This is a genomic window from Tsukamurella sp. II2bb (genome assembly GCF_057815145.1).
The window spans coordinates 919,480-932,541 of sequence record NZ_JBYPZI010000001.1; the positions used below are offsets into that span (position 1 = coordinate 919,480).

Annotated in this window: 13 protein-coding genes; 8 read left to right on the forward strand and 5 right to left on the reverse strand. The window is 70.9% G+C overall.

The window, feature by feature from the left end; all coding sequences use genetic code 11:
• The first annotated feature begins 30 nt into the window (after positions 1 to 30).
• Positions 31 to 1,665 (forward strand): CocE/NonD family hydrolase, encoded by a 1,635-nt coding sequence (locus AC21LY_RS04825; RefSeq protein WP_489045185.1) that lies wholly within the window; start codon positions 31 to 33, stop codon positions 1,663 to 1,665.
• 123 nt (positions 1,666 to 1,788) lie between these two features.
• Here the strand turns inward: AC21LY_RS04825 and AC21LY_RS04830 are convergent, their stop codons facing one another.
• The 3 genes from AC21LY_RS04830 to AC21LY_RS04840 form a co-directional block, all read right to left on the reverse strand.
• Positions 1,789 to 2,094, reverse strand: coding sequence for a DUF1416 domain-containing protein (locus AC21LY_RS04830; protein WP_489045186.1), 306 nt, complete (start codon positions 2,092 to 2,094; stop codon positions 1,789 to 1,791).
• Positions 2,095 to 2,104: 10 nt separating this feature from the next.
• The gene (locus AC21LY_RS04835; protein WP_489045187.1) at positions 2,105 to 2,932 is read right to left on the reverse strand and encodes a sulfurtransferase; all 828 of its coding nucleotides are present in this window, start codon (positions 2,930 to 2,932) and stop codon (positions 2,105 to 2,107) included.
• 245 nt (positions 2,933 to 3,177) lie between these two features.
• Positions 3,178 to 4,005, reverse strand: a complete 828-nt coding sequence (locus tag AC21LY_RS04840; protein ID WP_489045188.1) for an LmeA family phospholipid-binding protein — start codon at positions 4,003 to 4,005, stop codon at positions 3,178 to 3,180.
• Between the two features lie 106 nt (positions 4,006 to 4,111).
• On the opposite strand from AC21LY_RS04840, the gene AC21LY_RS04845 reads away from it, so the two are divergent.
• The 7 genes from AC21LY_RS04845 to AC21LY_RS04875 all read left to right on the forward strand — a co-directional run bounded on the left by AC21LY_RS04845 (position 4,112) and on the right by AC21LY_RS04875 (position 11,008).
• Positions 4,112 to 4,843, forward strand: coding sequence for a winged helix-turn-helix domain-containing protein (locus AC21LY_RS04845; RefSeq protein WP_489045189.1), 732 nt, complete (start codon positions 4,112 to 4,114; stop codon positions 4,841 to 4,843).
• Entirely contained in the window at positions 4,843 to 5,718 is an 876-nt protein-coding gene (mshD, locus tag AC21LY_RS04850; RefSeq protein ID WP_489045190.1) for a mycothiol synthase, read from the forward strand. The genes AC21LY_RS04845 and mshD overlap by 1 nt, the downstream gene beginning before the upstream one ends.
• A gap of 127 nt (positions 5,719 to 5,845) precedes the next feature.
• Positions 5,846 to 6,979: a phosphate ABC transporter substrate-binding protein PstS gene (gene pstS, locus AC21LY_RS04855; RefSeq protein ID WP_489045430.1), complete on the forward strand. Its 1,134-nt coding sequence runs from the start codon at positions 5,846 to 5,848 to the stop codon at positions 6,977 to 6,979.
• A gap of 114 nt (positions 6,980 to 7,093) precedes the next feature.
• Positions 7,094 to 8,116, forward strand: a complete 1,023-nt coding sequence (pstC, locus tag AC21LY_RS04860) for a phosphate ABC transporter permease subunit PstC (RefSeq protein WP_489045191.1) — start codon at positions 7,094 to 7,096, stop codon at positions 8,114 to 8,116.
• A complete protein-coding gene (gene pstA / locus AC21LY_RS04865) occupies positions 8,113 to 9,027 on the forward strand; it encodes a phosphate ABC transporter permease PstA (RefSeq protein ID WP_489045192.1) in 915 nt (304 codons plus the stop codon). The genes pstC and pstA overlap by 4 nt, the downstream gene beginning before the upstream one ends.
• A 12-nt stretch (positions 9,028 to 9,039) precedes the next feature.
• Positions 9,040 to 9,816, forward strand: a complete 777-nt coding sequence (gene pstB, locus AC21LY_RS04870; protein ID WP_489045193.1) for a phosphate ABC transporter ATP-binding protein PstB — start codon at positions 9,040 to 9,042, stop codon at positions 9,814 to 9,816.
• A gap of 49 nt (positions 9,817 to 9,865) precedes the next feature.
• Positions 9,866 to 11,008, forward strand: coding sequence for an FHA domain-containing protein (locus AC21LY_RS04875; RefSeq protein ID WP_489045194.1), 1,143 nt, complete (start codon positions 9,866 to 9,868; stop codon positions 11,006 to 11,008).
• A gap of 56 nt (positions 11,009 to 11,064) precedes the next feature.
• Here AC21LY_RS04875 and phoU read toward each other — a convergent pair whose 3' ends face one another.
• Entirely contained in the window at positions 11,065 to 11,727 is a 663-nt protein-coding gene (gene phoU / locus AC21LY_RS04880; protein WP_489045195.1) for a phosphate signaling complex protein PhoU, read from the reverse strand.
• Between the two features lie 65 nt (positions 11,728 to 11,792).
• Positions 11,793 to 12,992, reverse strand: a complete 1,200-nt coding sequence (dusB, locus tag AC21LY_RS04885; protein ID WP_489045196.1) for a tRNA dihydrouridine synthase DusB — start codon at positions 12,990 to 12,992, stop codon at positions 11,793 to 11,795.
• Positions 12,993 to 13,062: the final 70 nt, after the last annotated feature.

A 13,062-nucleotide genomic window follows, 5' to 3' on the forward strand; every position in this document is an offset into this window, starting at 1 on the left:
CGGCGACTGCGGCGGAATATGCTCGCTCTCGTGCGTACCTCTGCTCTCGCCAGCCGCGCCTACCAGCGCTTCTTCGGCCTCGGGCGGCCCGAGACCCGAGAGGTCACCGTCGAACGCGGCATCGCGGTCCCGGTCGGCGATGGCGTCGTCCTGCGGGCCGATCGATGGACGTCTGACCCGCTCCCGCCGGGGACGCCCGTGATGCTGTTCGTCACGCCGTACGACCGCGGCGGGATCCAGAACCCGCAGTCCCGGGTGTTCGCCGAGCGCGGCTTCCAGGTGCTCGTGGTCAGCGCGCGCGGCAACTTCGGTTCCGCGGGTGGTCCCTTCTCCCCGGCGCAGTACGACGCCGAGGACGGGCTCGCCGTCCTCGACTGGATCCGGAAACAGCCCTGGTACCAGGGCCGGATCGTGCTCGCGGGCGTGAGCTACGTCGGATACACCCAGTGGGCGGTCGCGGCGCGGGCCGGGGACGACGTCGTCGCGATGAACCCGCACATCACGTCGGCGAGCGTGGCCCGCACCGGCGTGGTGGCCGGGGCGCCGCAGGCGGATCTGGCCTTCAACTGGGGCGCCGCCCTCCACACGCAGGAGAACCCCGCCGCGGTCGCCGGGCTGCTCGCCGGGCCCGGCGCGCGGCGGGTCCGGCGTGCCATGGACGCCGTGCCGACCACCGACGGGGACGTGCTCGCCTTCGGCCGGCCGTGGCCCTTCGTCCAGAACATCCTCCGCCGACCCGCGGCCGATCCGCACTGGGACGCAGGGGATTTCAGCGGAACGGTGGGCGATGTGACGATCCCGGCGAGCTTCTACGCGAACTGGTACGACATCTTCCTCGTCGACCAGCTCCGCGATTTCGCCGCCATGCAGGCCGCCGGGCGGCAGTCCCGCCTCACGATCGGCGACTTCACGCACACCTCGCCCGCCGGCATGGCCGCGGAGCTGCGGGAGACGCTGGAGTTCAGTCGGGAACGCGCCGGCCTGCAGCCCGCCGTCGAGCGGCCCGCGGTGCGCCTGCTGCTCATGGGGACCGACGAGTGGCGCGACTTCGACAGCTGGCCGCCCGCGGCGGCCAGGACGACGTGGTACCTCCAGCCCGGTGGAGGACTGTGGGAGGCGGAACCCCGGGTGGACGGCGCGAGCAGCGGCTACCGCTACGACCCGGCCGATCCCACCCCCACCGTGGGCGGTCGCCTGATCTTCAAGGGCTCCGGCCGCGTCGACCAGCGACCGCGGGAGCGCCGCAGCGACGTCCTCGTCTTCACCAGCAGGCCGCTCGCCGCGGATCTCGACGTGATCGGGGAACCGTCGGCGACGATCTGGGCCGAAGCGGACGTGCCCTACTTCGACATCTACGTGCGGCTGTGCGAGGTCGACGAACGGGGCCGGTCGTTCAACGTCTGCGACGGCATCGTCAGCCTCAAGCGGAAGGACGGGGACACCGGGCCGCAGCCGTACGTGATCGACCTCGCCCCCACGGCGCAGCGCTTCGCGCGCGGCCGCCGGATCCGGGTGCAGGTGTCCAGCGGCTCGCACCCCGAGTACCTCCGGAACGCGGGCACCGACCCGAGCCGCGGCACCGCCCCCCGGCTCACCCCGGCGCGGATCACGATCCACCACGACCGTTCGCACCCGTCGGGCGTCCGGCTGCCGCACATCCCGTAGCCCGCACCTGCCTATCTGCCTGCCTGCCTGCCTGCCGCGAGCCGAGACCACCAGAGCGCGACCAGGACGCGAACGAGGCGCGTACCCGGTGTGGGTACGCGCCTCGTCGGGTGCTGCGGGGGTCTACTTCGAGACGGTGATGTCCTGGTTGTAGACGCCGTTCGACTCGGGCGAGACCTGGATATCGCCGTTGCCCACGGAGGACAGCGCGCGCAGCGTCCAGGTGCCCGGAGCGGCGAAGAAGCGGTAGTCGCCGGTGCCCGAGGCCACGACCTCGGCGGTGAACTCGCCGGTGCCGTCGAGGAGGCGCACGAAGGCGCCGGCGACGGGGTTACCGTCGGCGTCGAGGACGGAACCGGTCAGCACCGTCTCCTTCTCGGTGTCGACGCCGGCCGGAAGGACCTGACCCTGCTTGGGAGCTCCACACATGATGAATTCCTTACTTCTCGATCGGGGCGCCGACGAGCGAGCCGTACTCGACCCACGAACCGTCGTAGTTCTTGACGTTCTTCTTGCCCAGGAGCTCCTGCAGCACGAACCAGGTGTGCGAGCTGCGCTCGCCGATGCGGCAGTAGGCGATGGTCTCCTTGGCGTCGTCGAAGCCCTTCTCCGCGTACAGCGCGGCGAGGTCCTCGTCGGACTTGAAGGTGCCGTCCTCGTTGGCGGTGGTCGACCAGGGGATGTTGATCGCGCCGGGGACGTGGCCGCGCTGCTGCGCCTGCTCCTGCGGGAGGTGGGCGGGCGCGGAGATCTTGCCGGAGAACTCGTCGGGCGAGCGCACGTCGATGAGGTTCTTCTTGCCGATCGAGTCGATCACCTCGTCGCGGAAGGCGCGCAGCGACAGGTCGACGGGCTTGGCCTGGTAGTTCGTGGCCGGGCGGGTGACGGCGTCGGTCGACAGCGGGCGGCCGTCGAGCTCCCACTTCTTGCGGCCACCGTCGAGCAGCTTCACGTCCTGGTGGCCGTACAGCTTGAAGTACCAGTAGGCGTACGCGGCGAACCAGTTGTTGTTGCCGCCGTAGAGCACGACGGTGTCGTCGTTGCCGATGCCGCGCTCGGACAGGAGCTTGGAGAAGCCCTCCTGGTCGAGGAAGTCGCGGCGGATCGGATCCTGCAGGTCCTTGCGCCAGTCGAGGCGCACGGCACCCTTGATGTGGTTGTCGTCGTAGATCGACGTGTCCTCGTCGACCTCGACGAAGACGACACCCGGAGTATCGAGATTCTGCTCAGCCCAGTCTGCGGAGACCAGGACGTCGGAGCGAGCCATGAGGATCCCTTTCGTTGATTCCATGACGTGCGGAAGTGAAGGCGCGGACGCTACTTCGAGGGTGCGCGGATGCGCTGGGAGGGCATGAGGATGCACCGGGAATCGGGCACCCGGCCCGGAGAGGCGGGACTAGCCCAGACAGCGACAACCGGCCATACGGCACAGATCGACCGCCAAGCGGCGGGTGAGCAGCAGCTCACAGCGGTTGCGCATGCCGCCCAGAATACCCAACCCGCGCGGACCCGTCACGGCAGGGTCTGCGGGAGCGGCCGGTAGAAGGCACCGGGGACGACGGTCACCCCGTCGGCCTCGCCGAGCAGCACGACGTCGGCGTTCTCGGCCCGCGCCGCCGTCGGCGCGATCCCGAAGGGCAGGGCCATCGGGGGCAGCGTCCGGGTGAACGCCGCGAGCACGGCCCGGTCCTCGCCCGGCGCCAAGTCGGCCTTGGCGTGGTCCTCGGGACCGGTGTAGATCCCGGTGGCGCGGACGGCGATCGCGCTCCCCTCCGCGGCGAAGTCGGCCGCCACCGAGATCAGGACGGTGCGCTTCGGTTCGGCGGGCGTCGGCAGCGCGACGGTGCCCGTCAGCACGATGCCCTTCGAGGCCTTGACGTAGCCGTCGGCGGGGCTCCCGGCGCCGGGGCGTTTCGGGGCGGGCGTGTGCACCTGCAGGTCGACGATGTCCATGTACCGGCCCACCGTCTTCTGGTCGAGCCGGATCCGTGACTGCACGTGCGCGGCCCGGATCGGCGTGTCCGGTGTGAACGTCGGGACGAGGCCGCCCGGGAAGGTCACATCCGCGAACTCGGCCTCGAGCCGTGCGTTCCTGCCGTCCACCTTCGCGGGCACGGCGATCGTCAGCTTCGAGTGCCTTCCGCCCGAGGTCAGATAGGGGAAGCCGCCGACCGTGACCTCCGGGTCGTCCGCCAGGCCGGCGGCGGCCCGCAGCTCGCGCGAGAGTCGGTACTCGGCGGCGGCCGCGGATCCGAGTTCGGCGAGCAGCGCGACCGTGAGGAGCGTCGCGACGGCGATCAGAATCCGCCGGATCCATGCCCGTCCTCGCCCCTGCGTCACACTGCGTCCCTTCGCTCCACGTCGGCGCCGTCACGCACCGTGCCCTGACCACCGCTATTCTGACATTCGTTCTTTTCTCATCGACCGGCGCGCAGCGGGAGGGTATGTGGATCTGATCCTGCTCACATCCGACCGGGAACCCGACACGGTGCTGCCGGCACTGTCGCTGCTGCCGCATTCGGTCCGGACCCTGCCCGCCGACGTCTCCTCCCTGCTCGAGGTCGGGCCCGCCGAGGTCGCGCTGGTCGACGCCCGGACCGACCTCGTCACCGCGCGCGGCCTGTGTCGCCTGCTCGGCAGTACCGGCGGTGGAACCGCCGTGGTCGCGGTGCTCACCGAGGGTGGGCTCGTCGCCGCCAATGCGGACTGGGGCATCGACGACTTCCTCCTGCCGACGATCGGCCCGGCGGAGATCGACGCCCGGCTGCGCCTCGTCGCGGCCCGCCGGGACAGCGGGGCCGAGGAGGAGGTCGCCGACAAGGTCACCCTCGGCGAGCTCGTGATCGACGAGGGCACCTACACGGCCCGCCTGCGCGGCAAGCCGCTCGACCTCACCTACAAGGAGTTCGAGCTGCTCAAGTTCCTCGCGCAGAACGTGGGGCGCGTCTTCACCCGCGCCCAGCTGCTGCAGGAGGTGTGGGGCTACGACTTCTTCGGCGGCACGCGCACCGTCGACGTGCACGTCCGGCGCCTGCGCGCCAAGCTCGGCGCCGAGCACGAGGGCATGATCGGTACGGTCCGTAACGTGGGCTACAAGGCGGTGCGGCCCGTGCGCGGCAAGGGTGAACGCCCCGTCGAGGACATGGAGCCGACGGACGAGGATCTCGAGGAGGTCTGATGGTCGAGGTGGTGCGGGGGCCGGTGGACGACCCGGAGGGCGTGCTGGCCGTCGCCGCCGCGGCCGAGGCCGCCGACGGTGTCGGCCCGCTGTCGGAGCAGTTCCGGCTCGGCCTCACGGGCGACGGCCCGCACCTGCTCGTCCGGGGCGAGGACCGTGCCGTGGCCGGCTACGCGGGCGTCGTGGTCCCGCCCGCGGGAGGTGCGGGCGCGGCCGAGGTGGTCGTGGCACCGTCCGGGCGCCGACGGGGTCTGGGTCGCGCGCTGGTGACGGGCGCGCTGGATCTCGCCGGGGAGGGCGGCACCGTCTGGGCGCACGGGGACCTGCCCGCCGCCCGCGGGCTGGCCGCGGACCTGGGCCTGGCTGCCGTGCGGACGCTGCTCAACCTGCGCCGGCCCCTCGCCGGGCTGGACCCGGCACCGTCGGCACCCCCTGGCGTGACCGTGCGGGCGTACGCCGGACCGGCCGACGATGCCGCGATCCTGGCGGTGAACAACGCCGCGTTCTCCTGGCATCCCGAACAGGGCGGGTGGACCGGGCGCCAGATCGACGAGCGCACCGGCGCCGACTGGTTCGATCCCGCAGGACTGTTCCTCGCCGTCGACGAGGCCGGAAAGCTCCTCGGCTTCCACTGGACCAAGGTCGCGGACCCGGCGTCGGGGGTCGGCGAGGTCTACATCGTCGCGGTCGCGCCCGCCGGGCAGGGGCGGGGTCTGGGGCGGCTGCTGACGGCCGTCGGGCTGGAGTACCTGGCCCGACGGGGACTCGCGGAGGTGGAGCTGTACGTCGAGGGCGACAACGCCGCGGCGCTGCGCACCTACGCCGGACTAGGTTTTAAGGAAAACGAAAGACACGTGGCGTACGCGCGACGGTAATCCACCCGCCGATCCGAGTTTGCCGTCCGTTCACCCGGGGCACCCGAGTCGGACACCCGGCCTCCCTATGTTCGGGTTGACACCCGCGACGTGCCCGGGGTGCTCAGTCCTGACTCGACCCGGAGGAATCTCGGTGAACTTCAAGCGTGGATCCGTATCGGCCCTGGCGGTGGCCGCCGCCCTGTCCCTGACCCTGACCGCGTGCGGCGGCGAGGAGTCGAGCCAGGCCGGTGGCAGCTCGTCGGCCGGCGGCGGCTCGGGCGTGCAGTGCGACGGCAAGCTGCAGCTCAAGGGCAGCGGCTCGACGGCGCAGGCGAACGCCATGACCGTCTTCAAGAACACCTTCGCGCAGGACTGCTCCGGCGCGAACGTCGACTACAGCGGCAACGGCTCGGGTCAGGGCATCACCGAGTTCACCTCGGGCCTGACCAACTTCGGCGGCTCCGACTCGCCGCTGAACGCCGATCAGGCCAAGAAGGCCGAGGAGAAGTGCGGCGCCCCCGCGCTGAACCTGCCGCTCGTCTTCGGCCCGATCGCGGTCGCCTACAAGCTGCCGGACAACACGCAGGTCAACCTGTCCGCGCCGACGCTCGCCAAGATCTTCTCCGGCAAGCTGACGAAGTGGAACGACCCGGAGATCGCCGGCGAGAACAAGGGCACGACCCTCCCGGACCTGCCGATCACCGTCGTCTTCCGCTCCGACGAGTCGGGGACCACCGAGAACTTCCAGAAGTACCTCGGTTCCGCCGCTCCCGCGGAGTGGGACGCGAACGAGAAGAAGGGCAAGGCCTTCAAGGGCGGCACCGGCCAGGGCGCGAGCGGTAACGCCGCGGTCGCCGCCACGGTGAACAAGGCCGAGGGCACGATCACCTACGCCGAGTGGAGCTTCGCCAAGGCGCAGAAGCTGCAGGTCGCGAACATCATCACGTCGGCCGGCCCCGAGGCCGTGAAGCTCTCGAGCGAGTCGGTCGCCAAGACCATCGAGTCGGCGAAGTTCAAGACCCCCGGCAGCAAGGACCTGGTGATCGACACCGCGGGCTTCTACAAGCCGTCGGCCGCCGGCGCGTACCCGATCGTGCTCGCGACCTACGAGATCGTCTGCTCGAAGTACGCGGACGCCGGGATCGGCAAGGGCATCAAGACCTTCCTCAAGGTCGCCGCCAGCAAGCAGGCGCAGGACCAGCTCGGGAACCAGGGCTACGCCCCGATCCCCGACTCCTTCCGCACCACGCTGACCGAGTCGATCGACTCCATCCAGTAACCACGTCGAACGCTGACGCGCCGGGGCGTCGTGCGGGGGCCAGGCACAATGGCAGTCGCACGACGCCCGGCCCAGCCGGAAGGGACGACTCGCGTGCTCGATCGACGAGGAGACATGGCGACAGAGGACTCAACGGACCGTGACGACGGGTCCGACGGGGCCGCGGAGGCCTCCGCGGCCGCCGCCGGCGGCTCCGGCCGCACGACCTTCGCCCACGGCGGCGACCGCATGGAGAAGATCTTCAAGTGGGCGAGCTACGCCTCGGGGATCCTCCTGGTCGTCGTGATCGCGCTGATCTTCCTGCAGCTCGTGGTGCAGGCGATCCCGGCGCTCGCCAAGGACAACGTCGGCTTCCTCACGAGCTCCGAGTGGCAGACGACCCCGTCGAACATGCGCTTCGGCATCCTCGAGCTGCTCAAGATCACCGTCCTCTCGTCGGTGATGGCGCTGGTCCTCGCGGTGCCGGTCGCCGTCGGCATCGCGACCTTCCTCGTGCAGTACGTCCCGCAGCGCCTGTCGCGGCCGCTCAGCGCCGTGATCGACCTGCTGGCCGCGGTCCCGTCGATCATCTACGGCCTGTGGGGCATCTTCGTGCTCGCGCCCTTCCTGGTGCCCCTGCAGGAGTGGCTCAACGAGAACCTCGGCTGGTTCTTCCTGTTCAAGACCGGCAACGTCCAGCTCTCGCTGGGGTCGACGGTGTTCACCGCCGGCATCGTGCTCGCGATCATGATCCTGCCGATCATCACGTCGATCACGCGCGAGGCGCTCCGGCAGACCCCGGTCGCGCATCAGGAGGCCGCGCTGGCCCTGGGCGCCACCAAGTGGGAGGTCATCCGGCTCACGGTCCTGCCCTACGGACGGTCCGGCATCGTCGCCGGCTCCATGCTGGCACTAGGCCGTGCCCTGGGCGAGACCATCGCGGTGCTCATCATCCTGTTCGCCGCCACCAAGACCTCCATCTGGTCGCTGTTCGACAGCGGCTACACCTTCGCTTCGAAGATCGCCTCCGCCGCCGCTGAGTTCGACAACGTCGACCAGCGCGGCGCCTACATCGCCGCTGGTCTCGTGCTGTTCCTGCTCACCTTCGTGGTGAACGCGATCGCCCGGTGGATCGGCGGGGGACGGGTGAACGGATGACCGCCACCGAGCTCGACGACGTCGCCAAGAGCGGCACCGTCTTCCACCGCACGTCCACCGTGCGCCGGATCAAGAACAACGCCGCCGCGATCCTGTTCGGCGCCTGTTTCCTGCTGGCCCTCGCCCCGCTGGTCTCGTTGCTGTACATGGTGATCGCCAACGGCCTGCCGGCGATCCTGCACGCCGAGTGGTGGACCAAGTCGATGGTCCGGGTGGCCCCCGACTCGTACGGCGGCGGGATCCGGCACGCCCTCTACGGCACCCTCGTGCAGGCCGGCGTCGCGACGCTGATCTCCGTGCCGATCGGCGTGATGGTCGGCATCTACCTGGTCGAGTACGCCGAGGGCACCCGCCTGGGCAGGATCACCACGTTCATGGTCGACGTGCTCGCCGGGATCCCGTCGATCGTGGCGACGCTGTTCGTCTTCGGCGTCTGGATCACCACCTTCGGCATGCCGCAGTCCGCGTTCGCGGTGAGCCTCGCGCTGATCCTGCTCATGGTCCCCGTCGTGGTGCGGTCGACCGAGGAGATGCTCAAGCTCGTGCCCCACGAGCTGCGCGAGGCCTCCTACGCGCTCGGCGTGCCCCAGTGGAAGACCATCGTGCGGATCGTGCTCCCGACCGCCGCGTCCGGCATGGTCTCCGGCGTCTTCCTCGCCATCGCCCGCGTGGTCGGCGAGACCGCGCCCGTGCTGCTCCTCGTGGGCATCAGCGACCGGATGAACTACGACCTGTTGCACGGCAACATGTCGTCGCTGCCGCTGTTCATCTACGACCAGTACCGCAACAATCCGGGCGCCGTCGGCGAGTACCGGGCGTGGGGCGCCGCCCTGACCCTGGTGATCCTCGTCGCCATCGCCAGTGGCCTCGCCGCGCTCATGTCCCGGCTGCTCGCCCCGAAGACGAAGTAACAAGGAGATCCCATGGCGAAGCGCCTGGACATCAAGGACCTGAACATCTACTACGGCGCCTTCCACGCGGTGCAGGACGTCTCGCTGACGGTGCCGCCGAACTCCGTCACGGCGTTCATCGGGCCGTCCGGTTGCGGCAAGTCGACGGTGCTCCGCTCGATCAACCGGATGCACGAGGTGACTCCCGGTGCCCGCGTCGAGGGCCACATCACCCTCGACGGTGCCGACATCTACGGCCCCGGTGTCGACCCGGTGGGCGTCCGCAAGACCATCGGCATGGTCTTCCAGCGGCCCAATCCGTTCCCGACGATGTCGATCCGCGACAACGTGGTGGCCGGGCTCAAGCTGCAGGGCATCCGGAGCAAGTCCACGCTCGACGACGTGGCCGAGCAGTCCCTGCGCGGCGCGAACCTGTGGGGCGAGGTCAAGGACCGGCTGAACAAGCCCGGCGGCGGCCTGTCGGGCGGCCAGCAGCAGCGCCTGTGCATCGCCCGCGCGATCGCCGTCAGCCCGGACGTGCTGCTCATGGACGAGCCCTGCTCGGCGCTCGACCCGATCTCGACGCTGGCGATCGAGGACCTGATCGGCGAGCTCAAGCAGAAGTACACGATCGTCATCGTGACCCACAACATGCAGCAGGCGGCCCGCGTCTCCGATCAGACCGCGTTCTTCAACCTGGAGGCCACGGGCAAGCCCGGGCAGCTCATCGAGATCAACCCGACGGAGAAGATGTTCTCCAACCCGAACGAGAAGGCGACCGAGGACTACATCTCGGGCCGCTTCGGCTGACCGGTCACACGGACACGGACCTGTCGGTGGCTCGCCGTATCCTACGAGAATGACATCGCAGTCCCCGGCCGCCGATCGGTACAGCACCGTGCTGCCCGGCGACCGCGTGGTCGCCCGCGTGGGGGATGCGGTGCTCCTCGCCGATGCGCCCGCGGTCGGCGGGCCGGCGGAGGTCGCGGACCTGGTCGCCGCCGTCGAGGCCGACGGGGACCGGGCCGAGGCCCTACGCGGCCGCTCCGGCCCCGCCTACGCGGTGGTCGAGGTCGCCGAGGACTCCGTTCGCGCGCTGCTGCGCGATACTTCGGGCGCCGCCGAGAGCCGCGCCGTCACCGTCGCGATCTTCCCGTCCGCCGCGGCCGCCGCGCCGGATCACGTGCTGCACGCCGGACCGGAGTTCGCCGAGCGGATCGCGCCCCTGCCCGCCGGGGCGGTGGTGACGGTCACCGTCGGGCCGCCGCCCCCGCCGGCCCCCGTGTGCGGGCCCGCCGCCCTGCGGCTCGACCGCGGCGCCGTCCCCGGCGCGGGCGTCGTGCTGTGGTCCGAGGCCTCCGTACGGCCCGAGGGTGAGGCGGACATCGCGACGGACGTCTTCCCCGCGGACGCGCCCACCAACGAGGAGCCGACGGGCGTGAGCCCGCTGTTCGCGGCCACCGAGTACGACGTGGAGGTCGGGGACGTGAGCGCGGCCGCGGCCGCCGCCGGCCCGCTGGTCGAGGGGCGGCGTTGCGCGTTCGGGCACCTCAACGCCCCGGTGGCCGCGTACTGCACGCGATGCGGCGCCCTCGTCGACCGGCGGGCGCCGCTCGAGAGCGGCCCGCGGCCGCCGCTGGGGCTGCTCGTCGCGGATGACGGCGCAGCCTTCGTGGTGGAGGGCGATCTGATCATCGGACGGGATCCGGCGGCGTTCGTCGCCCAGCGCTCGGGCCGCAGCTTCGACGGTGCGGGCCGGCTCGGCCCCGTCGTCCTGCCGGACCGGACGGGCGCGCTCTCGCGCGCGCACCTGGAGATCCGGATCGACGGCTGGCAGGTGCTGGCGGTGGACGTGGGCTCGGCGAACGGCACCTGGGTGCGGCCGCCGGGCGCCGCGCAGCCCCTGCGGCTGCCGCCGGGGCAGCCGGTGCCGCTGAGCGTGGGCTCGGACATCCACCTGGGCGGCCGGATCCTGCAGTTGCAGGACGCGGTCGGGGTCTGACCGGAGACAGCACGACGGCCGCCCCCGCGGGGACGGCCGTCGTGGTGGAGCGGGGTCTACGGCGAGACGTCGGCGGTGGGATCGGGGTTGCCCGTGGCCTGGAAGATCACGCGGCGGCCGATCTCCACGGCGTGGTCGGCGAAGCGCTCGTAGTAGCGGCCCAGCAGCGTCACGTCGACCGCGGCGGCCACGCCGTGCTTCCACTCGCGGTCCATCAGCACGGTGAACAGGTGGCGGTGCAGGTCGTCCATCGCATCGTCCTGCTCCTCGATCTCCGCGGCCTGCTTCGGATCCTGGGTGACCAGCACCTCGCGGGCGGAGTTCGCCAGCTCGACCGCGAGGCGGCCCATCTCGGCGAAGTAGCCGTTGACCTCCTCGGGGAGCGTCTTGTTCGGGAAGCGGCGCCGGGTGACCTTGGCGACGTGCAGGGCGAGCGCGCCCATCCGGTCGACATCGGCCACGATCTGGAAGCCGGAGACCACGATGCGCAGGTCGCTGGCGACGGGCGCCTGCAGCGCGAGCAGGGAGAAGGCCTCCTCCTCGGCGCGGCGGCTCAGCCGGACGATCTCGTCGTGCTCGGTGATGACTTCTTCGGCGAGGGCGAGGTCGGCCTGGAGCAGCGAGTTGGTCGCCTTCTCCATGGCGATGCCCGATTTATCGCAGATGGTGCCGAGGATATCGTTGAAGGCAGCCATCTGCTGGACGTACGCATTCCGCATGTGCCCAGTCTATAGGGCTTTTCCTACACCACCGCAGCGCGCGATGAACTCCGGGTGAACGACGGTTAACCGCCGCTGGTCTCCTCCTCGGCGCCGGGCATCGCGGCGGCGTCCGACTCCCACGGATCGTCGAGCCATCCCTCCGGGAGCACCACCTTGCCCGGGGTGCCCTGCCGGCCGCGGGGGCCCTCGGCATCCTTGGGGAAGGGCACGTCGGGCGGCAGCGTGTCCAGGAGCGCGCGCAGGTCGGCGAGAGTTTTCACGGTGGCCAGCCGCGTGCGCAACTCGCCGCCGGCGGGGAAGCCCCGCAGGTACCAGGCCACGTGCTTGCGGATCTCCCGCATGCCCTTGTCCTCGCCGTGGTGCGCGGCCAGCAGCTCGCCGTGCCGGTACATGATGTCGGTGACCTCGCCGAGGTCCGGCGGCGTCGGCATCGGGGTGCCGTTGATCGCGGCGGAGAGCTCGGAGAACAGCCAGGGGCGGCCGAGGCAGCCGCGGCCGACGACCACACCGTCGCAGCCGGTGCGGTCCATCATCGTCACCGCGTCCTCCGCGGCGAAGATGTCGCCGTTGCCCAGGACGGGGACGGTGTCGCCGAAGTGGTGGTGCACGTGCTCCTTGAGCCGGGCGATCTCGTCCCAGTCGGCCTGCCCCGAGTAGCGCTGCGCGGCGGTGCGGGCGTGCAGCGCGACGGCGACCGCGCCCTGCTCGGCGGCGATCCGGCCGGCGTCGAGGTGGGTGTGGTGCTCGTCGTCGATGCCGATGCGGAACTTCACGGTGACGGGGATCTCGGGCGCCCCGGCGGGGGAGCCGTCGGCGATGCCGCGGACCGCCGCGTCGACGATGCTCGCGAACAGGTTCCGCTTGTAGGGCAGGGCCGAGCCGCCGCCGCGGCGGGTGACCTTGGGGACCGGGCAGCCGAAGTTCATGTCGAGGTGGTCGGCGAGGCCCTCCTCGGCGACCATCCGCGCGGCCTCGTAGGTCCACTTCGCGTCGACGGTGTACAGCTGCAGGCTGCGCGGGTCCTCGTCGGGCGCGAAGGTGGTCATGTGCATGGTGACCGGGTGCCGTTCGACGAGGGCGCGCGCCGTCACCATCTCGCACACGTACAGCCCGGCGACGGTGCCCGTCCGCGCGCGTTCCAGCTCGCGGCACAGGCTGCGGAAGGCCACGTTGGTGACGCCGGCCATCGGCGCGAGCACGACGGGGGAGTCGAGCTCGAACCTGCCGATGCGCAGCTTCGGCGCGGTGGTGGGTGCGGTCATCAGTACTCTCCTGTGGTCGTGCGGCGATCGATCGCCGCCCTCCATGATCGCGGCCCCGGCGTGCTGGGGC

Bases quoted from the DNA above. Each gene is read 5' to 3' on its own strand.
- AC21LY_RS04830 (WP_489045186.1), bottom strand. From the start codon at position 2,094: ATGTGTGGAGCTCCCAAGCAGGGTCAGGTCCTTCCGGCCGGCGTCGAC.
- AC21LY_RS04835 (WP_489045187.1), bottom strand. From the start codon at position 2,932: ATGGCTCGCTCCGACGTCCTGGTCTCCGCAGACTGGGCTGAGCAGAAT.
- mshD (WP_489045190.1), top strand. From the start codon at position 4,843: ATGGTCGAGGTGGTGCGGGGGCCGGTGGACGACCCGGAGGGCGTGCTG.
- pstC (WP_489045191.1), top strand. From the start codon at position 7,094: ATGGCGACAGAGGACTCAACGGACCGTGACGACGGGTCCGACGGGGCC.
- pstA (WP_489045192.1), top strand. From the start codon at position 8,113: ATGACCGCCACCGAGCTCGACGACGTCGCCAAGAGCGGCACCGTCTTC.
- pstB (WP_489045193.1), top strand. From the start codon at position 9,040: ATGGCGAAGCGCCTGGACATCAAGGACCTGAACATCTACTACGGCGCC.
- AC21LY_RS04875 (WP_489045194.1), top strand. From the start codon at position 9,866: ATGACATCGCAGTCCCCGGCCGCCGATCGGTACAGCACCGTGCTGCCC.
- phoU (WP_489045195.1), bottom strand. From the start codon at position 11,727: ATGCGGAATGCGTACGTCCAGCAGATGGCTGCCTTCAACGATATCCTC.
- dusB (WP_489045196.1), bottom strand. From the start codon at position 12,992: ATGACCGCACCCACCACCGCGCCGAAGCTGCGCATCGGCAGGTTCGAG.